The sequence below is a fragment of the Microcystis sp. M44BS1 genome (assembly GCF_020244875.1).
Lineage (GTDB): Bacteria > Cyanobacteriota > Cyanobacteriia > Cyanobacteriales > Microcystaceae > Microcystis > Microcystis panniformis.
The window spans coordinates 38,040-58,790 of record NZ_JADBVM010000085.1 but is presented as its reverse complement, the minus strand read 5'-3'; the positions used below and the strand labels follow the sequence as shown (position 1 = coordinate 58,790).

Sequence of the window (20,751 nt, the reverse complement as noted above, 5' to 3'; positions counted from 1 at the left end):
ATGGCAATTGAAATCGCAGGAATTCAACTGAATAGAGTACATAAAATCGAGACAATCGAGCAAAATAACTTTGTCTATCACCAAATTCCAGGAAAACAGGGAAACCTAGTCCAGAATTTTGGTAGAGATTCGGTAAAATTACAAATCAAAGGCATTTTTTATGGCAATAAATACTTGGCTGATTTAGAGAAATTAAGAAAAATTTACAAAGAGCAAAAACCAGTTGAATTTATTGCTGAAATTATCGGACAATCCTATTTTAGTCAAGTAATTTTAGAAAGGTTTGCCGTTGTTCAATCTGCCACAGAACCCGAGCAATTTAGCTATACTTTAACCTTAGCTGAATATGTCCCTCCAACTCCCAGTCAAGCATTTGCACAAGTGGCTGGTGTTGATGCTAATATTAAAGCAGATGCTGCTAGTTTTATGACCGTTGCTATGCTACCAGATGCTTTACAATTTGGTTCAATTCCAGCAATTACTAATCCGATAGAACCCTTGAAAGCTTCTCTCGATCCTATCAAAGAAGCAACTAGCACTCTTGATGGTAATCTTAGTGATTTAAAATCACTCTTTAACCTTTAGTGAAAATATGGTGTTCTTTAGGATTTTTGAGATTTTCCTCCCACAGTCTCCACACTCCCCTCCCCATTATAACTTTATTGACAGTCCCCCGACACCTGCTATAATGATTACCATAGGTTTTGATAACAGTTCCATTTTCTCTGAAATCCTTGATGTCCTAAGACTTTTCAAAGAATCGGGGATTAGCTCTAAGTCTCGCACTGTATCACCTAACTGTCAGCGCAGAAAAAAATGTGACGATTTGTGTCAGACGCTCGGATTATTAACCATTACTTTAAATAAAAATTATGAGTTTAGCAATTCTCGATCAAATCCAAACCCTTGATGTAGATTCACAAGCAACTTTTGCGGAAGCGGGAAAACCTTTTACCGATTCTCAGAAATTAGTTAAGGATAATTTAGGGGTAAAAGTTACCCCTCTTCCTTCCTCAGATTTAACCAATTTAACCAATAGCTTCGATCAAGTAACTCAAGAAATTACTGGGAATCCGATAGAGATTCCTACAGCACCTTTTTCTGTGGGTGAAATTCAAACACAGGTTACGGGAAAATTAGGCGATATTTCTAGCATTAGTATAGACACTTTAACCCAGTCAATCCCGACTAATCCAGGTGCAGATACTTTTAAAGGATTAGCTGTCACAGATCAAGTTAATAGTTCTCTTAGTAGTTTAACTTCATCTATTACTGGTAATGCTAATTTTGGTCAACTTGGTATTCCCAAAAATCAATCAACTCCCTTTGACGAGTTTCAAGAGTTTCTCAATAATGCTCAAGCTTTTCCGGGTAAAGTTTTAGATGCTATTATTAAAGCCTTTAAAAATTTTATTGATAAATTATCTAATCCAGACAAATGGTTAGATAGGCTTAGTTCTGACGCTTTAACTGAAATTTTTGTTGAGCAAATTCAAGAACTTAATTATATCTTACCCAATGGAGCGATTCAACTCTATACCTTACAACTTAATCAACAGACCCAACTTTATAAAGATTATCAAAATTTTCTAAAATCTCTCAATCCTAAAAATTTAAGCCGTCCCAAAATTATCCCCTTAAGACAACAAATCAAAAGCTGGTTATCGGAGGTTAACTCTCAAGAAGAACAGATTGATTTAGCAATTAAAAATCTTAACTCTTTTGATATTGATAAGTTTTCTACGCTCTTGGCAAATCTTCCCAATAGTGGAGGGGTACAAATTGAAACTCTTTCCAAAATGTTTCAAGGCATAGAAAATTTTGTCAACAGTTTAAAAGAAAGGATTACGACAGTCACAGAACAACTAAAAACCTTCATTGCAAAAATACAAGATTTAATTAATCAGGCTATTACCAAAGTCAGCGAAATCGGGAACAAGATTTTAAAAGCGATCGCCGATAAAATTGAACAAGCGGGAAAAGCTTTAGATCAGGTTCAAGCTTATCTCACTAATACTATCGATAAATTAGTTGATTTTGTTGAACAAACAGCAGCAAAATCTGATGAAATTGTTAAACCTTTAAAGCAAGCGATCAATCAATTTGCTAATACTGCGGTACAAGGTATTGAAACAGTAGCGCAAGAAATTAAACAGACAACTCAAACAATTGAGAAATCTTTAGATGAAGTAAATAAAAAAATTACTACTGAACTTAGTCAGGAACAATTAAAAGCAAAAATCAAGGAACTTCTGGGTAAAGTAACAGGTGTTTTACAGAGTCAACCGGTTAAAGATGCTTTAAATAAAGCTGATCAAGGTATCGATCAAGTGGTGGCTGCTTTACAGAAAGTTTCCCTTGAACCTGCTTTTCAATTAGCAGTTAATCAAACCAATAAATTAGAAATAGAACTCAAAAAAATAGATGTTTCTACCATGGGAACGGCACAAAAAACCGCCTTAAAAGTAGGGGTCAAAATTCTCCAAGAAATTGATGTTCCTGGGGTAGTTAATCCAGAATTAACAGCAGCCTTCGATTCTCTGTTAGATCCGGTTGTTGGGTTAGTAGATTCAATTCAAGGAGAAATTAAACAAGTTGATGAACAAGTTAAATCTTTTGATCCCGGAACCTTAGTTAAGACTTTTCTTGATCCTTATATTCAATCTCTAGTGACGGAACTGAATAAATATAAACCTTCTGTACTTTTAGAGACAGTTAAACAACCGTATGAAACCTTACTAGAAAAGTTAGAAATTTTGAATCCTAATCAGCTTTTAGAACGTTTAGAAGAACTTTATGAAAAATTACTTGCAGTTGTTGACTCTCTCTCTCCTGAAAAACTCACACAGTTCTTGACGGAAAAGCTAAATGCACTGAAAAGCATCTTAGATAACTTACCAGTTGAACAACTGATCAATAAAGTTATTGAAGCCATCGGTGATGTGGAAAAATTGTTAAGCGGTTTAGGATTAGACAATGTGTTAAATTCTGGTTTTTGGCAAACTTTAGAAGAAATTTTGAGCCTTAACCTCCAAGAACAAATTCAACAAGTAGATACCATTAAAGCGAAAATTCTAGAACGGGTTAATAACATTGATGAAACCAAGTTGATTGCTGCGTTAACTAGCTTACGTACTAATCTTACCAACTATGCAACGGAGCCTAACATTGCGATCAGTAACGCCAAGAATGAGTTAAACCAAGCTTGGAGCAATTATCAAAAAGCATCGGAGGATTTTATGGCTGAATGGAATCACAGCAAGCCACTTTTAGACAATTTTAATCCACCGGCGGAATTTGCGGTAGATTATCGAGATTTGTTAACTCGTATGACTGCTCTACGTCAAAGATTAGTTACTGCAAAAGTCAACAACGATCCTAGTATAAAAGAGCTAACTCCTTCGTCAACTCCCACCAAAAAAAAGTTAGACAACTTACTGAAAAGTGCTACAGCGCGAAGTGATGAACAAATTATTGCTGATTTAAAAAAAGTCATTCCCAATGAAATCGAATCTCAGTTGACAGGTCCGCTCAAAAGGATTCTTAGTAGCTTGGATGAAATTCTGGCTCAACCCCGTACTATCTTAGCAGAAATCAAGAAAGTCATTCAACGCTTGCAATCTGCTCCTACAGAAATCGCCAACATTCTGAAAAATTTAACCGCTGATTTTGGTAAACTTATTCGAGATTCGATCAATAAAGTTAAAACTGCTATTGATGGTACTGTAAATAAAATTATTGATTCCCTGGAAACAATTTACAAAGAGATTGTTGATAAACTTAAAGAACTAAGACCTTTGCTGATTCTAAATTCTTTCTATGATGTCAGTGATTTTAAAGGTGGTACTGTGGCAAATCTCTTGACAAAATTACGGCGGAAAGAGCCATTGGATGCAGTTTCAGCCTACTTCTGGACAACTCTCAATGAAACGCAAAAAGCTTTGCTAGAAAATGCTGATCCCAAGCAACCAGGAACGCAAAAAGCTCTTTTTAATGCTCTCAATAAATTACTAACAGATGTAAATTTCTATGGCACTGAACGCTTCAAATTAGTTGCTGAGAATCTTCCCCAAGAAGCTAAAGATTTAATTGCTAAACCGCAGCGCAGTGAACTAGAAACTATTCGCTTAAATCGCTTACTGCTAGAAACCGCTTATTCTCAAGAAATAATTCTGAGCTTACAATCAATTTATCCATTTTTCTTAGGAAAATTGAAGGATATTTATCCCACCGAAATAGTCAACAAACTAGATGAACTTCATGCTAACATTGTCAAACTCATCCTTGATATTCCTAAAGCTTTAGAAGGTGCGCTTAATGATGAATATCAAAAAGTAGTAGCTGCTTATCAAGAAATACGCCAGAAAATTGATCGTATTTTTAAAGCTTTAATTGAACGATTATATGGGTTAGAAAGTGAGTTAGGTATCGGATTAGAAGATGTCAGTGATGCTTACCGAAGTTTATTAGTAGCTATTCCCGTTTAAGAGAAGGAGGTTAAACTAAATTTATGAATCAACCTCTACAAGTTAACTATAAAGTAACGATTGGTACTACCACTTATACGGTTGATGATTCATCGTTGGTTTTAAACTTGCGGGTAAGTTCTTCATTGAATATTCCTGTAAATTTATGTCAGATTTCCCTCATTCTTGCTGATTCGTTGGCTCCCTCTCTTGATGAATCGATAACAGTTAAATTAGGAAGTAATTCTCAATTAAGTCAGGTTTTTCAAGGTAAAATTAGCCAGATAAAATGGCAGGTTGATCAGGTAAATATTGAAGCTATGAGTAGTTTTAGTAGCTTGACGAAGGCAAAATTTAACCTCCTCTATGAAAAGTCCTTTGCTGGAGATATAGTAAAAAATATTGCTCAAAATATATTGGGGTTGAAAGTTAAGCAAGTTGACAATGGGATTAAATTTCCTGTCTATGTTATCGGAAATCAGCACACAGTTTATGAAAATTTACAAATCTTAGCTCAGAAATGCGGCTTTGATCTGTATGCTAATATTGAAGACCAATTAGTTTTTGCTCCCTATAAAACCTCAAAAAAACATAAATTTGAGTATGGCATTAATCTTCTTGCTTGGGAACAGATGGAGGAAAATCCCTTGCAATCTGGGGTAGAAGTTTATGGGGAAAGTCCCGCTAGTCAGGGACAAGGGGAAAAAGCTGTATCTTGGCTCACTAAAAAAGAGGTTAAAGGAACTGATGGCAAAAAATCTCCAGCAACTTTGCAACTAGAAGATTCTACTGCTAGAACTCAAGATATTGCCAACAAAATTGCTAAAGCTTACTTAAACAAATACCAGAAAAAACAAAAAGGAGTGATTAAAGTTGTGGGGGAACCTGAAGCTAAATTAGGCGACGGTGTTGAAATTGCTAAAATGCCAATATCGTCGCTTAATGGTACTTTTAAGATTACGGGAGTAGAACATTATTTATCTCGTCACAAGGGATTTTATACTACTATTCACTGGGAGGAAGTCTAATGGATTCAATTGTCGGCGTAATGAAAAAAGTTGCTCAACAGGAAGCACAAAAAATCTACACTACTGAACTTGGTATTGTTACTGCAATTTTTCCTCATTCAGCAGAAAATGATCAAGATAATTATCAATGTTCAGTAAAATTGAAAAATAAAAGGCAACCAGACGGAACTGATTTTGAACTCAGGAAAGTTCCCCTTGCTACTCCCCATTTAGGATGGGTAAATATTCCCAAAGTTGATGACCTGGTTTTGGTTACTTTTATTGGGGGTGATCTCAATTCTCCCGTGATTATTGGTCGTTTATACAATGATCAAGATCAGCCACCTGTCAACCAAGAGCAAGAATTTTTATTACAACATCCTCTGGAAAATGGTAGTCAAATTAAGATTGATAAAGATAGTGTGATTACCATTACCAGTAAAGATGAAAAAAGCATTGTGACAGTGAAGGATAAAGAAATCACAACAACTAATGAGAAATGCGAAATTAATCTTAATGATGGCGATATGACCTTAAAAACTCAACAGTGTAATATTGTTCTTAAAGGGACGACTTTGACGATTGATAATGGGACTTGTAAAATTGAAATTGCCAGTGGAGGAATTACTATTGATGCAGCAAGTAGTAATCTGACTTTGAAAAGTTTAGGTGGGATAAAAATTGGCGATGCTGCTACTTCTAGTATCCAAGTTGGGGGGAGAGTTCTAGCAAATGCGATCGCCGACAATGATGACATTTTGTTAACAACTCATACCCATCTGGGAAATTTAGGTGCGCCTTGTCCGATTCTGGTTCCGACTGAAAAAATTAACTCAATTCAAGCTAAAGCAAGAAATACAAAAGTAGGATAATTAACTAAGTAAAATTGACAAAGAGGCTTAAATCATGGTCAGACTTAAAGGCGCAAACAGCGATTATGAATATTCAAGTCAAACTGATGGAATTGTTGACAAAACGACAGAAAGACCAGAGCTTTTTCTTCAGATTTTTATCTGTCCCTATGATATGCCTAGTCGCATCGAAAAACCCCATAATGGTAAATGGTGCATAGGCACAGATCAGAATTGTCCCCACGAAGGGAATAAATCCGGTCATGCTCTTATCAATCTACATCAAAAGGAGGGAATTTCTTTAATTACTGACAACAATAATAAACTCTCAGTCACTCAGGAGGGTAATATTGAACTCATCCCCGCTAGTGGAAAAGTTATCATTAAAAGGGATAAAAAACCGAGTTGTTCTTTAACCCTGTTAGATCAAGGATTAGAAATCAAGCTAGAAAATGGCGCAGCAATTCGTTTTGATTTAGCCGGTAACATTGAATTAAGTCCTGCTGTCAATAAAACAGTGACGGTTAAAGGCAATCTTACCGTAGAAAAGGAAATTACTGGAAAACTTTCCTCCGCCATAAAACAGGAATTAATTCAGGAAATTAAGCAAAGCTTAAATAAATAATCAGGGGTTAGAATATGACCAGTATCAATACTTTTGATCTGCAATTAACACCGGGGGAACTAGGACAAAAACAAGATCTTAATCGAGTTGATGGACGAAAAAATCTAGCACAAGCTATTGTTAATAGATTTTATACTCGTCGGGGAGAATTGACAAAATTAGGACATCCATCCTATGGATCTCGCCTTTATTTATTAATGGGAGAACCTAATAATATTCGTACTCGTAAGCTTGCAGAACTTTATATCAGAGAATGCTTAGAGCAAGAATCTCGGATTGCTGAAATCAAGGAAATTAGATTTGAACCACCTTCTCGCGACTTAGATAAACGCAATGTTTTACTAACAACAATTATTTTGCAACCTGTAGGAGAATCTACCGCTCTTAACATTCAGTTAGCCATCAATCTTTAGCCATAATTATCCTTTCACCAACACCGAGAATTAGATTATGACTTTTGAACCGAAAAAATTTGAAGAAATCTACACCAACATGGTGCAGAAATCCCAAGAAAAAGTTCCTACTTTGACAGATTTTCAGGTAGGTAGCGTTATTCGCACCATGTATGAATCTTTTGCTTATGAAATTGGGATACTCTACGAACAATTAAATCAAGTTTATCTGTCAGCCTTTATTGATTCAGCAGAAGGTTCACAATTAGAAATGTTGGTAGCTTTGCTAGGAATTCAACGAGGATTACCAGATTTTGCCGAGGGAACCGTCACTTTTCAACGGGATTTAGGAACCGACATAATTGAAATTCCTGTGGGAACTTTAGTGACTACAGAAGACAGTGAAAAATCACCGAAAAAAGCTTATACAACTATTGAATCCCAAATTTTTCCCGCCAATTCAAAAACTCTTGATGTTAAAATTCAAGCTGTAGAACGAGGAGAAGAACAGGTGACTAAGGAGGAGACAATTAATATTATGCCTCTCCCGATTACGGGAATTAAATCAGTCATCAATAAAAGTCCTATACAGTTTACTGGAAAAAAAACAGAAACCGATGAGGAATTACGAAAAAGAGCAAAAATTGCCCTGATTTCTTCTGGAAAAGCTTCTAATATTGCTCTAGAAAATGCACTTTTAAGTCAGCCGAGCGTTAAAGAAGTTAAACTGATTGAAAGGTTTAATGATCCTGAACAAAAATATGGTTTAGTTGACATATTTGTCGATGGCGTTGATTTTAGCAATGAAACTAAAGTTCAAAGTCTGAAAAGTCAGATTGATAAAGTTAGAGCAGCAGGGGTATTTGTTCGTTTACAATCAGCTATTTTTGTTCCTATAGATGCTGTATTTAAGATTGAAATTAATCCAGCTATAAAAATATCAGAAATGGAGCGCAAGACAATAGAAAAATCTGTTGAAGAAAGCATCATTAATTATATTAGTCAAACAAAAATGGGACAACCCTTGTTGTTTTCTCAACTGACTCGCCAAATTCTTTCTGTAACAAATATCTATAATATAGAGCGTTTTGAAATTTGTACCTATGTCCCAATAGACAATGGCTCTATTCCCAGTACACCAAATCAATGTTATGCTGATAATGATTCTCGAAAGCAAATTGATATTGAGGAAGCGCAAAAAATCTATCTGCGTAAGATTTGGGTAACTTCACAAGTGAAAACAGTTCCTATTGTAATTCAATTTAAAATCAATCAGGATATTCAGTCTTCTCGAGAACAAGAAATTATAGATAAATTATCAGAATATTTCACAAATCTAAAATCTGGTGACTCAGTGAAAAAAGGAGATATTGAAAATAAAATTGCTGAAGCTCAAATCACTGTTGAAGATAAAGACTTGAAGTTACAAGCTTCAGATTTATCGCCTTTAGCAGTAGTTACACCGGAAGAAATTAAATTGAGTTTTGCCGAAAAAGCCGAATTAGACAAAGAAAATCTGTTTATTTATCGTAAGATCCTGCAAATTGTTGGCGCAGTACAATTTACCACTTCTAAGACAACTAATGATGAGGAGAAAAATAAAATCAAGCAAAAAATTTTTGACAGTTTGAATGCTTATTTAGAGACGCTTAAACCCGAAGAAAACGTTGACATTGATGGGTTGGAAAAAGCGGTCAAAAATGTTGTTAATGATATGCCATTCAAGCTTGATATCAATGATTTTATCACTATAATTAACGATAAAGAAGAATTAAGGATCAATCAAAAGCAAATTGAAGTTAAACAATGGGAAAAAGTGCAGCTTGGTAATTTTTGTGTAACTAGCGAGATTGAAAGTATCAAGGTAGATATTACTAAATTAAGCTTAAAATTGGTAATTCCCAATCCTTCTCCTAGTGGTTTCAAGCAAACAGATGTTATTGAACCAATACAAAAAGCTGTTACGAAAGTCATTCAAGACTTTCCGAAGCCAGGACAAGGGAAAAACTTGTCTTATGCAAGCTTGCAACAAGCTATTCTTACACCAATTAGTTCGCCAGAATTACAAAATTTATTGCGAGGCGTTACTTACGTTATCGAAAATTTTGACCTAACAGCAACTTCTCAATCTGATAACCGCACTCAAACAAGAAATATTAACAACAATCAAGAGATTCATGTTCGTTCCGTCGAAATAATCAAAGAAATCAACCCTCTAGCAACAGTAGAAGTGAAATAACCCTACTAAGCAGTGGACTGTTTTAATTAATTTAGCGCATTGTTATCGTCATCTCATATAAATGCTTGCTGCAACTGGCCATACCTGCTATACTGATTTACATGGTTGTCGAGAAAGGTCTCATTTCTCCCACAACCCCACTTTTCTACGACCCTACTCTCATCTTGTTCTAGACTGAGAAAACAATGACAATTAGTGGTAGAACAGCTAGTATTATAAGTCGGTTTCCCCACTTCTATCCTCCTGAAGATCCTACGAGTTTTTTACCTCAATTTTTGGATGTTTTTGGAGAGATACTAGACGAAGTGGAGCAGGATTTAATCCGTGTCTTAAAATCTCATTTTATTAATACAGCAGACAATTTTGGTTCTCTGGGTTTCACCGCTACCCAAAAAGGAGATTTAGATAAAATCTTTGCTCTTATGTTAGCGGAATTGGGAGGAACATCCCAATTAACCCAAGTCAATCCCGAATTTCAACCTAGGGACTTTACACAAATCTCCCTATTAGTGAAAGAATTGGTTGATTCAGAAAACCCTTTATCGAGTTATATTTTTACAAAAATTAAATTATTTGAAAATACAGAAAATTTAATCAATAAATATCATGTCAGCAATTCCTACTTCTCCAAGGATTTTCAGTTTCACTTATCACTAATTCTTAAATTGATTATTGGAGAGGATGCTTTTACTAGCTATCTGCGCGATAAATTATCAGCAGAAACTAAAGAAAAATTATTCAATTATGATGGTTCAGCATCTATTAACCCTGATCTAAATCTTGCATTAGTTAAGGAATTTAATAAGATTTTACAAGAAGATCGTAATCTTTATAAATACCTGCAACAAAGAAATTTACAGATCAACCTTTTCCAACAAATTAATCAAGGCTTAGAACCAGTAAAGATAGTATTAGCAAAAGGATTGTATCGGCGTTTACCTCTAGACATTCAAAGAATACTTTCTCGACAAAACCCGCCTTTTCAACCTCAAGATATTACGCCTGAAATTGAGATTGACTTAAAAAATCAATTAAAAGCTTTATTTAAAAATATTTCCTTTGTCCAACAATTACTTGCTGTAATTAATCAAGCTGAAGCAGCGACTACATTTTTATCAACCCAAGCAATCAACAGTTTATTAGAAATTGACAAAATTAGTTTATCTAGTTTGTTATCGGTTCCAGAAAATACCACTAATCTAGAAATAGCCAAGCTTTCCCCCGCAGCGGAATACCTTCTATCTCAAGTCATCGTTGGAGATGATTTAATCCGACTCAATCGAATGCTATTAGAATCGGTTTATCCAGAGGAAATTCCCTCCAGTAAAACGCCGACAGCAAGAGAAGTCGCTGAACAACTTGCTCAAGCTTTCAATCAGAAAATTTTAACTGATGACAAATTCTATGAAAATAATAAAGAAAGTTTTACTTTTAAAAGCCTATCTCGCGAAATGCAAAGCTTGATTCAGTCTAAATCACAAATTAAACGGCTGAATCGCTTACTGTTAGAAACAGCCTATCCCACTTATTTAGAAAAAAATATTACTGTCTATCGTAAACGTCTTGAACGCCTAATCGATGTTTTAAAATCTGGTGCTTCAACTAAAGAGGGAATAGTCAAAATTGTTGCTGCAAACTTAGGAATGAGTACGGATGATAGCCAAGAGATCAAACCTTGGGAATCTTACCTTTTTGACATTCCGATAACCTTGGAACCCTCTCTTAGTAAGCTTACTGTACCCGCAGAACTTCAGCAAGTCTTTCGAGAAAAAGGATTAATTTTGGCATTTGGGACAACTATTGTGTTAGAGAAATCTCAACAATGTTGGTTGCTTACTGATGCCAGCCAAGGACAAGTTTATCGTATTCTTAAAAAAAATGGAACCCTTAAGGTTTATCGTCAGTTAATTCGGGTAATTGAATTTTTTCCTGAATTGGTTTTTCATAAATATACAATTCATCCTCATATTGGTAAATTTAATGTCCAGAACCCCAATGCTGTTCTGGCTATTCCTGCGATTCAAATCAAGATTTTAGATAATCGTGAAAATCCGCAAGGTTCTTTATCACCTTTAACGAATATTTGTCTAATTAATCTCACTAATAATCAATCTATAAAATATGAAGCAAGTCTCAATATCAATCAAATTTTATTAATCCTACCAGATGGTTCAGCTATGGTAAATGGAGTAACAATTCCTAAACCTCCACTTGTGGGATCTATACCGAGTTTACCTTTAGGTCAATCTGAATGGTCAATAGAAGCGGATATTGGCAATCCACAAGTTACTTTTGATTACACTCTGTTTGACTTTTCTTTATTTGAAAATGCCGAAAATAATCCAATTACATCTGAGCAACAAGCTAAATCTTATTCCTTGGTGGTTACATTCTCTTTTTATCAAATAACTCCAGGAGGTTTCACAGTTAAGATTCCTTGGCAAATCCCAGGTTACAGTGATCGCTTTGACGAAAGCTTAGATCATCCACGCCACCAAATCCAAAGTTTAATTGAAAAAGTCAAAGCATCGGGGATTTGTGCTAAAATTGCTTATGAACAACAATTTCAAGAAGACCATCAAATCCAGGAAAAATTGTCATTTAAAGGAAAAGGCAAATTTTCAGAAGATCATAACATAACTGATAAATTTGATGGTCGATCTCAACAATCTTTGCGTTCTGAACAGGAAATGTCTGATACATTTTTGACCTCAGCCGTATTTGACTACACTTATTTTGATACAATTGTATTTACCTAAGGAGATCTAGCTATGGCTATCCAAGACACAATGGACATCAAAGGAAGTCTCACCATCCAAAAAAGAGACTTGAATAATCAACTGGTAGAAGAAATTCACGCTAACAACACTATTGTCACTTCTGGACGGAGATTAGTGGCTCAACTTTTTAGTAAAGACTTCAAAGACACAATTAAACCAGTTTCTCAGATTGCGATCGGAGGTAATGATAAAGCGGTCAGTGATGATGATTTACAATTAGCACAAGAAATCTTCCGCAAAAAGATAAATCCCATTAAGGACAGTGATTTAGTTCTGTTACCTGATAGCAAAAGAATCAAACTAACAATAACGGCTGATCTCCAAGCAGAAGAAGGTAATGGAGAATTAAAAGAAGCGGCTTTGTTTAATGCGGATAAAGTCATGTATAATAGGGTTATCTTTAAACCCATCAATAAAACTAAAGATTTTATTCTTACCCTGATTTGGGAAATCACCTTTTGAAATAAACCTAATCTTTTCTAAATTAACTTACACTCTAATTATTGGTGACAATCATGCCATTAGCCGACACTCTCAACAGAAAACCGGGTGACATTCTCAAGTCTGATGATTGGAATGTCATAATCAAAGAAATCGACCGCTTAGAAACAGCAAAAATCAATCGAGATGGAGCCGACACTCTTAAAGGACCGCTAACTATTGCTGAAGCCTTAAACGCCAATAGTAATGTCACTATTAAGGGAAGTCTAAGTATTGTTCTTCCTCAACCTCAAGATCCTTCAGGTCAGATTTTAGTTTTAGGATCTACTAATGCTTCTAATCTACGATTAGGCTATCATCAAGATTATTCTTGGATTCAATCTCATGGTAGCAAACCTTTGCTTATCAATCGGTTGGGGAATAATATTGGCATTGGTAGTGGTAGTACAATAAATCCAGTTGCTAGTTTAGATATTGCCTCAGCTTCTCGCACTGGAACTCATCCGACAGCCATTAAAGGTCTATATATAACCGGTGATTTTAATGCTGATAATGATGGTGTAGAATTTCGCCATAGTAGTGGTACTCAAGGAATTGGCTTTGGGTTCAATACCATTTATGCAGCAGGAAGTAATCCTAATCAAGATTTACAATTAAAACCAAAAGGGACAGGAGAAGTTAAGGTTTCTGGAAGTTTATCAGTTTCTGGTATTGTTAAAGCCCAAACATTAACAGTTTCTGGTGATTTATCAGTAACAGGTTCAGTTAGTTTTGGTTCACAAGTGCGTCAAATGCTTAATTTATGGTCAACTGGCTATGGAATTGGCATACAAAATATGACCCAATATTTTCGTAGCGATTACAACTTTGCTTGGTATCAAGGTGGTTCACACAATGATGCTGAATTAAATGCAGGTGGTGGAAGATCCTTGATGACTCTTGATAGCAATGGCGTTCTTTCAGTTTCTGGTATTGTTAAGATTGGAAGCTTGCAATTGGGAGGTTTTACCTCTGAGGATAAAGATGAATGGCCTAATGTATTTTGGTCTCGTGATCTGAATCAAAATTGGGATGAAGGACTGATTAAACATTCGTCCAGTCGAGGAGTTTTTAAAAAAGCAGGATTTGGTATTCATCTTCACCAGAATCGAGAGTTTGGGTTTTGGTCAACTGGTTGGAATCCATTATTTGCGGTTGACGGAGGTACTGGTAATACTTATATTAGGGGTAATCTAGATTTACAAGGCTCTGCATTCCTAGGTTATGAAAGTGATATCTCCAATTTTGGTACTCCTCTTAAGTCAGGTTTTTATCAAAATGGCGGCAGCGAAATCCCTGGTGATGTACCCGATACTTCCAATAAGTGGACACACTTAATAACCGCTCGTCATAGCAACACATCTAATAATCATCAATTGCAAATTGCCTCAACATTTGTCAGCAATGATCGACTTTTCTTTAGAAAAGTTGCGGGCTTAGAAACCAATAATCCTGGTTGGAACGAAGTAGCAACAAGAGGTGGAAATACCTTTGTAGGTCATCAAATTATTAATGTAGGAAATTTGACAATCACCAATAACAGTAATACATTTAGAATAAGCGTAGAAGGAAATCGAGTAGTTTTTTATTTATCGAATGCAGTTCACGGTACTAATAAACAAATATCTTGGGACGGGGATAATAATTGGGATCAGGTCTCATAATTATGAACGCTTACAAGAACTTAAATCTGAATAAGAATCTGGACATAAAGTTCTTCCTGATTTAGCATAATCGGTACAATTGTATAAGATAAAAAAGCCACCAAAACACCCGTATCAACAATCACTTGATAGAATATTACTGTCCATAACCCTGCATATATTCTGGATTGGTCGAAAGATATCCTGGTCTCTCCCCCACCCCAATCGAAGCCTGGGCCACTTCAAAAAATGAGCGAGGAGTAGTTTCCAGTTCTGTAGTGCTTGCTTTCTGACGTTTTGTCCAGATAAACTCTACGTTTGTTCACAGGAAAAGTCGCTCAACAGACACTAAAATATCAGGAAATGCTAGGGGTGTGATCGCTCCTTGAACAACCCTAAATTCTTCAAGGTACTGACTTCCTTGAGGATTTCTGAAGACAATCACCTGCTTGGTTGCTAAATCTAAAACCCAATATTCCTCAATTCCAGCCGTTGCATAAATTGCCAGTTTAATCTCTAAATTCTTCTTTAAGCTTGTCTTGGCAATTTCTATAATCCAGAAAATATCTTGAGAACCTGGATGGCGATCATTGTAGGATGATTCTGGTAGTCGAACAATGGCAATATCAGGTTCGGGTTCCGAGTCAGATAGGGTAATTGGTCCATTGAAACGGACATCAGCCTTGCTTGAAAGCAAATCTTCTAAATATTTTACACCTCGTTTAGCTGTAGTGTAATGAAGCGGGGTTTCTGGACTCATTTCAAAAATTTTGCCATCTAATAATTCCCAACGACGATCGCGCAGAATACCTGCTGCAATCATCTGATGATAATCTTCTAAAGAACATTTAGCCAATGTTTTCATATAACATTTACCTCTAAATCAAATAGCGCTAAAGCGCAACTACGAACCTACTTTTATAAGATGTCTAATGTCAGGATTTTGCCGTGCCACATAGTTAGCGAATCCTCTGTATCAGTTATCAGTGATATAATAACATGATATAGTGTTTTCAAATAAAATGTGGAAAGACCTCTGTAGAGGCGCAAGGAACCCGCGTCCTTATCTCGTTCCACAACTCAAATGTAAACGCTATAGCAAATCTAAATGATTCGTGAACTTCCTCTGTTCCCCATGTATGATAATGATCGTGTCGATCAATCACAGTGCGATCGCATATCTTATCAGTTGGAGGGAAATATATCTGGCTTGATCAAATGGCCAAAGAACTAAACATTAGCTGTCAGGCTGTGATTAAATAATAATAATAGCGATCACTTTAAACGCCTTATACCTAAAGAAACATGAAGGAACAACTAGAAAAACGCCTCGCTGTCAGGAATGTCAATGCTCTTTAAATAAATCTATGAATGTTGTCTATCAACTACAAGGCGTTGAATTTGAGTGGGATAGTCATAAAGCTCAGATTAATTTGGAAAAACATGGCATTAGCTTTGAGGAGGCAATAGAGGCGTTTTTTGACCCCTTTTACCAAGAAGGAGAAGCAACCCCCCAGAATGTTACCAATAGTGAACAACGTCGGTTTATTCTCGGTTATTCTTTAGAACAGCATCTTTTGTTAGTTATCTATGTAGAAAAAGGAAAAAGAAACTGGATAATTTCTGCTCGTCAAGCTACTAGGAATGAAAGGAAACTCTATGAACAAACCAGAAGATGAATATAGCTTAAAACTGCATCCCCGTCTTGAAGAGACAATCTCTCTGGATATTCCAAAAGACACCTTAGCCGCCATCAAAAAAGTAGCTGCTAATCGAGATATGTCTTATGAAGCACTGCTGAAGCTGTATATTGGACAAGGACTAAGACAGGATTTAACCAAAATGTTTTCTAACCGTATATTAGAGACAACAGCACAGGTTTTAGCCAAGCATATTGACTCAGAAGCAGAAATATCGAATATCATAGAAGAAATTCTTGCTCAAACAACTTATCACTAAAGGAACATGAAAGAACAAATCAAAGAACGCATCCAACAACTCAAAGCCGAATATGAGTCTGGTCAAAAGATGTTAGAGCCGTAGGTTGGGTTGAGCAATAATAACTCTATTAGCCATGCTATAACAGTTCAAAATTGCTGAACAACAAGCGAGATAAATTGGTGAAATATCAACAGAATTAGCCTTAAAATATCAACAGCAAATGCGAGAACTTAGGGAAATAAAACAACAGAGCGCTCACTGAATCAACAACAAAAAAACTCCTTGTCCTCTGTGTCTCTGGGGTGTTTATTAGAATTTTATTTAACCCATAAAAGGCGGTAAATGTAAATGGCTTATAGCAATTTTAAATTAGATGAATTAGTGAAAATTTTTGATTTAACCATTCAGGAAAACTCTGAATTATTTGATACCATTCCAGAACTAGAGTCTAGTGAACATTTAATAACAACTCTCCGGGAAACTGTCGATTTAGCAGTAGCTATCAACACCGAAAAAGCTCGTTCAGAAATGATTATTGCTCCCGTCCTATTAGAGTTGCGAAGGAAATTAAAACACCAAATTAGTCTATTTTCTGGAGTTGACTTTACTGTCGATTTCAGCCAAGGCTTGAACGGTATTTGCGACTTTATTATCAGTAAAAATCCAGAACAGTTATTTATTCGTCAGCCGATTGTCACAATTGTCGAGGCGAAAAATGAAAACTTAAACTCAGGATTTGGTCAGTGTATCGCTGAAGCGATCGCTGCTCAAATCTTCAACCAACAGGAAGGTAATAAAACCCCTGTCATTTACGGAGTCGTGACCATTGGAACTATCTGGAGATTTTTAAAACTTGTAGGTAAAACCGTTGAGATTGATTTGAGTGAGTATTATATTAAAGACATCAACAAAATTTTAGGCATCTTATACCATGCTATCATCAATGAAGAGCCAGGAGAGTAGATGATTTATGAAACCAGCGATAATTAATCTGCCAAACCATTGCAAAATCAGCCAACAACAGTTTAAAAAACTAGCAATAGCCAACCGAGAACTCCGCCTTGAACGCAGTAATACCGGCGAATTAATCATGATGTCACCTACTGGAGGAAGCACAGGGAAATACAACGCTAAACTCGCTAGTCGTTTTGTCATTTGGAACGAACAAACCCAATTAGGAGAGGTTTTTGATTCCTCCACAGCATTTAGCCTTCCCAATGGCGCAAACCGTTCTCCTGATGTCGCTTGGGTTAGTCGAGAACGATGGAATTGTCTAACCCGCGAACAACAAGACACCTTTCCCCCATTATGTCCTGATTTTGTCTTAGAATTGCGCTCTAAAACAGACAAGATGAAACCCTTACGGGAGAAAATGCAGGAATACCTAGCCAACCAAATGCGCTTAGGCTGGTTAATTGATACCAAAAATAAACTTGTCGAAATTTATCGCGCTGATCAACCCGTAGAAGTCTTAAAAAAGCCTGCTACTTTATCAGGAGAAGATATTTTACCCGGATTTGTCCTTAACTTACAGTTTTTGTGGTACGATCTAGAAACCCTAGTTTAAAAACTAACTTTTCCCACGATTTATTCCTATGAAAGAACAAATCCAAGAACGCATCGAACAACTCAAAGCTGAATATGAGTCTGGTCAAAAAATGTTAGCTGATCTAGAAACACAAGAGTCTAATCTAAGAACTACCATGCTTCGCATCAGTGGCGCAATTCAAGTATTAGAAGAACTGCTGGCTAAAGCTGAGGAAGAAGAAAATCTTGACGACGCTAAAAAAGTAGAAGTTCTCTCTCAATGAAGTAGTTAATATTCTTCCCCAAAACTGCCATGATTCAAAACCTAGTTTTGAGAATAATCAGCTTGCTAGTTAAAACCTTAGCAAGCGTTGTTTCTCCCGCAGAGCAACACATTAAGGCCGGACCGGTTGACTCAAATGATAGCAGTAATCTCCCGATGATTGTTATAACTCCGGGTTGCTTTACCATCAGCCAACAACCCGGAGAAAACACCTCTAATCAACCGCGTCCAGAAGAGTTTCGGGAAAAACTGGCTGTCATCCAAGGAAAACCTTTAGGACCATATATCTTAGCCAAAACACCCCTACAAGGAACGGTTCAGTGTCAAGCTTTCTTTGCTGAAGGTACCTTAACAGAAAAGCAAATTTGGCTTCAGGAAAAACAAGACTTTACCATCAATTATAAAACGCAAGAGTGTAACTTTACCTATGATATATCAAAAGCGAAAAGTATCCTGTTTATCTACTCTTTTGTCGGGATTTTTAGCCTAAGAAATTTTGAACAAGAACTTTTCATAGAGGTACAAGCTGCAAGTATCAATGAACTGGAAAAATTAACGGCTCTCATTGCTGGCTCTATCCTAACCCACCACGACCAATTAATCGAAGCCTATAATCAAGATACTACCTACAAAACAGAATATAATGCAGCTTCTTTGGGAATTTTAGCCCAACTGCGACAAATTCAGTTTTTAGCAGGAAATCCAGCCGATACATCCTCAATTAAAATGAAGCTGAAGTTTTTAGTAACCGGTCAACTGAAAGCAACACGAGCAATTAGTGAAAACTTCGGTATCATCGAAAAAATTGAGATTATAGAACCAACGGTTAGTCGATAATTTCCCGATCAATTTTGGGTAAACTGTCATCAAATTCCTGCGAAGTCTCTTGCCTCATCTCAACAGGCAATTTAAATACGCAGTTATCTTAATGGTGAGGTACAAAGTTGATACCAGCAAGGGAATCTTTAAGAAATTACCCAAAATCCCTGAGTCTAGATATTGACGGCGCTAGACTCCCAACGTATAGATAAATACTGTTTCTGGAAGCCCATGACTGTGAGCTACGAAAAAATTACCCCACCGACAACAGGCTCGACAATTACTTTTTCTGAGGGAAAACCTCTAGTTCCCGACGATCCGATCATTCCCTTCATTCGCGGTGACGGTACGGGGGTCGATATCTGGCCCGCAACCGCAAAAGTTATCGATGCAGCGATCGCCAAAGCCTACGCTGGTCAAAGGAAAATCCATTGGTTTAAAGTCTATGCAGGCGATGAAGCTTGCGAAATCTACGGGACTTATCAATATCTACCCCAAGATACCTTGACAGCGATTAAAGAATATGGTATAGCCATCAAGGGTCCCCTGACCACTCCCATCGGTGGCGGGATTCGTTCCCTGAATGTGGCTTTGCGGCAAATTTTTGACCTTTATGCCTGTGTTCGTCCCTGTCGTTACTATGCGGGAACCCCTTCCCCCCATAAAACCCCGGAAAAACTCGATGTCATCGTCTATCGGGAAAATACCGAGGATATCTATCTCGGCATCGAATGGAAACAAGGCACGGAAATCGCCGATAAACTGATTAATTATCTCAATACGGAACTAATTCCCGCCACTCCCGAACACGGTAACAAACAAATTCCCCTCGATGCGGGCATCGGGATCAAACCGATTAGTAAGACGGGTTCCCAAAGATTAGTCCGCCGGGCGATCGAACGAGCGCTGACTTTACCCAAACCGAAAAATCAAGTTACGCTTGTCCACAAGGGTAACATTATGAAATATACGGAAGGGGCGTTCCGGGATTGGGGTTATGAATTAGCTAAAAGTGAATTCCGGGATGTGTGCGTTACCGAGATGGAATCATGGATCCTGAGTAATAAGGAGAAAAACCCTGATCTGAGCATCGAAGATAACGCCCGCATGGTGGAACCGGGTTATGATGCCCTCACGGACGAGAAAAAAGCTAAAATCTGCCAAGAAGTGACCAGTGTTCTCGATGCTATCTGGGAAACCCACGGCAATGGGCAATGGAAAGATAAAATTATGGTTAATGATCGCATTGCCGATAGTATCTTCCAACAGATCCAAACCCGTCCCGATGAATACTCGATCCTCGCTACCATGAACCTGAATGGCGATTATCTCTCCGATGCGGCAGCGGCGATCGTCGGTGGTTTAGGGATGGGACCCGGGGCGAATATTGGCGATAGTTGCGCTATTTTTGAGGCAACCCACGGTACAGCCCCTAAACACGCCGGTTTAGACCGAATTAACCCCGGTTCGGTGATTCTTTCTGGGGTAATGATGTTGGAATACATGGGATGGCAAGAAGCGGCCGATTTGATTAAAAAAGGCATCGCAGCAGCGATCGCTAATCGACAAGTTACCTACGATTTAGCGCGTCTGATGGAACCTCCCGTTAATCCTCCCCTGAAATGTTCCGAATTTGCCGATGCGATTATCTCCCATTTTGGGGATTAATTTTCCGGTTAGGGTAGCCTGAAAACTGCC

18 protein-coding genes are annotated in these 20,751 nt (G+C 37.0%); 17 read left to right on the top strand and 1 reads right to left on the bottom strand.

Annotation, left to right across the window (positions count from 1 at the left end):
• The 10 genes from IM515_RS06010 (at nt 1) to IM515_RS05965 (ending at nt 14,504) form a co-directional block, all read left to right on the top strand.
• Nucleotides 1-585: a DNA circularization N-terminal domain-containing protein gene (locus tag IM515_RS06010; RefSeq protein ID WP_287627471.1), complete on the top strand. Its 585-nt coding sequence runs from the start codon at nt 1-3 to the stop codon at nt 583-585.
• 287 nt (nt 586-872) lie between these two features.
• Complete coding sequence (locus tag IM515_RS06005) at nt 873-4,487, top strand: DUF4455 domain-containing protein (RefSeq protein ID WP_287627470.1); 3,615 nt, start codon at nt 873-875, stop codon at nt 4,485-4,487.
• Nucleotides 4,488-4,510: 23 nt separating this feature from the next.
• Entirely contained in the window at nt 4,511-5,494 is a 984-nt protein-coding gene (locus IM515_RS06000; protein WP_199308269.1) for a hypothetical protein, read from the top strand.
• Nucleotides 5,494-6,345, top strand: a complete 852-nt coding sequence (locus tag IM515_RS05995) for a phage baseplate assembly protein V (protein WP_147069713.1) — start codon at nt 5,494-5,496, stop codon at nt 6,343-6,345. Before IM515_RS06000 ends, IM515_RS05995 begins: the two co-directional genes overlap by 1 nt.
• Nucleotides 6,346-6,379: 34 nt before the next feature.
• On the top strand, nt 6,380-6,949 hold the full coding sequence (locus IM515_RS05990) for a hypothetical protein (RefSeq protein WP_190723842.1): 570 nt from the start codon (nt 6,380-6,382) through the stop codon (nt 6,947-6,949).
• 14 nt (nt 6,950-6,963) lie between these two features.
• Complete coding sequence (locus tag IM515_RS05985; RefSeq protein WP_147069717.1) at nt 6,964-7,362, top strand: contractile injection system sheath initiator; 399 nt, start codon at nt 6,964-6,966, stop codon at nt 7,360-7,362.
• Nucleotides 7,363-7,399: 37 nt separating this feature from the next.
• On the top strand, nt 7,400-9,580 hold the full coding sequence (locus IM515_RS05980; RefSeq protein ID WP_287627468.1) for a baseplate J/gp47 family protein: 2,181 nt from the start codon (nt 7,400-7,402) through the stop codon (nt 9,578-9,580).
• A 185-nt stretch (nt 9,581-9,765) separates the two neighbouring features.
• Complete coding sequence (locus IM515_RS05975) at nt 9,766-12,339, top strand: hypothetical protein (protein ID WP_287627467.1); 2,574 nt, start codon at nt 9,766-9,768, stop codon at nt 12,337-12,339.
• Between the two features lie 12 nt (nt 12,340-12,351).
• Nucleotides 12,352-12,822 carry a hypothetical protein gene (locus tag IM515_RS05970; RefSeq protein WP_287627466.1) on the top strand — a complete coding sequence of 157 codons (471 nt, stop codon included), beginning with the start codon at nt 12,352-12,354 and terminating at the stop codon, nt 12,820-12,822.
• A gap of 53 nt (nt 12,823-12,875) precedes the next feature.
• The gene (locus IM515_RS05965; RefSeq protein WP_287627464.1) at nt 12,876-14,504 is read left to right on the top strand and encodes a hypothetical protein; all 1,629 of its coding nucleotides are present in this window, start codon (nt 12,876-12,878) and stop codon (nt 14,502-14,504) included.
• Between the two features lie 301 nt (nt 14,505-14,805).
• On the opposite strand, the gene IM515_RS05960 is transcribed toward IM515_RS05965, so the two are convergent.
• Nucleotides 14,806-15,348: a Uma2 family endonuclease gene (locus IM515_RS05960; RefSeq protein WP_287627462.1), complete on the bottom strand. Its 543-nt coding sequence runs from the start codon at nt 15,346-15,348 to the stop codon at nt 14,806-14,808.
• A gap of 502 nt (nt 15,349-15,850) precedes the next feature.
• Between IM515_RS05960 and IM515_RS05955 the strand changes: the two genes are divergently transcribed.
• From IM515_RS05955 to IM515_RS05925, 7 genes are all read left to right on the top strand, one after another.
• Complete coding sequence (locus IM515_RS05955) at nt 15,851-16,162, top strand: BrnT family toxin (RefSeq protein ID WP_287627460.1); 312 nt, start codon at nt 15,851-15,853, stop codon at nt 16,160-16,162.
• The gene (locus IM515_RS05950) at nt 16,143-16,442 is read left to right on the top strand and encodes a hypothetical protein (protein ID WP_287627458.1); all 300 of its coding nucleotides are present in this window, start codon (nt 16,143-16,145) and stop codon (nt 16,440-16,442) included. Before IM515_RS05955 ends, IM515_RS05950 begins: the two co-directional genes overlap by 20 nt.
• 330 nt (nt 16,443-16,772) lie before the next feature.
• The gene (locus tag IM515_RS05945) at nt 16,773-17,387 is read left to right on the top strand and encodes a hypothetical protein (RefSeq protein ID WP_287627456.1); all 615 of its coding nucleotides are present in this window, start codon (nt 16,773-16,775) and stop codon (nt 17,385-17,387) included.
• A 7-nt stretch (nt 17,388-17,394) separates the two neighbouring features.
• Nucleotides 17,395-17,991: a Uma2 family endonuclease gene (locus IM515_RS05940; RefSeq protein WP_287627454.1), complete on the top strand. Its 597-nt coding sequence runs from the start codon at nt 17,395-17,397 to the stop codon at nt 17,989-17,991.
• Nucleotides 17,992-18,019: 28 nt separating this feature from the next.
• Nucleotides 18,020-18,235, top strand: a complete 216-nt coding sequence (locus IM515_RS05935; protein WP_287627452.1) for a hypothetical protein — start codon at nt 18,020-18,022, stop codon at nt 18,233-18,235.
• Between the two features lie 62 nt (nt 18,236-18,297).
• Nucleotides 18,298-19,071 (top strand): hypothetical protein, encoded by a 774-nt coding sequence (locus tag IM515_RS05930; protein ID WP_287697915.1) that lies wholly within the window; start codon nt 18,298-18,300, stop codon nt 19,069-19,071.
• A 213-nt stretch (nt 19,072-19,284) separates the two neighbouring features.
• Nucleotides 19,285-20,721, top strand: a complete 1,437-nt coding sequence (locus tag IM515_RS05925; protein WP_287627448.1) for an NADP-dependent isocitrate dehydrogenase — start codon at nt 19,285-19,287, stop codon at nt 20,719-20,721.
• Nucleotides 20,722-20,751 lie beyond the last annotated feature (30 nt).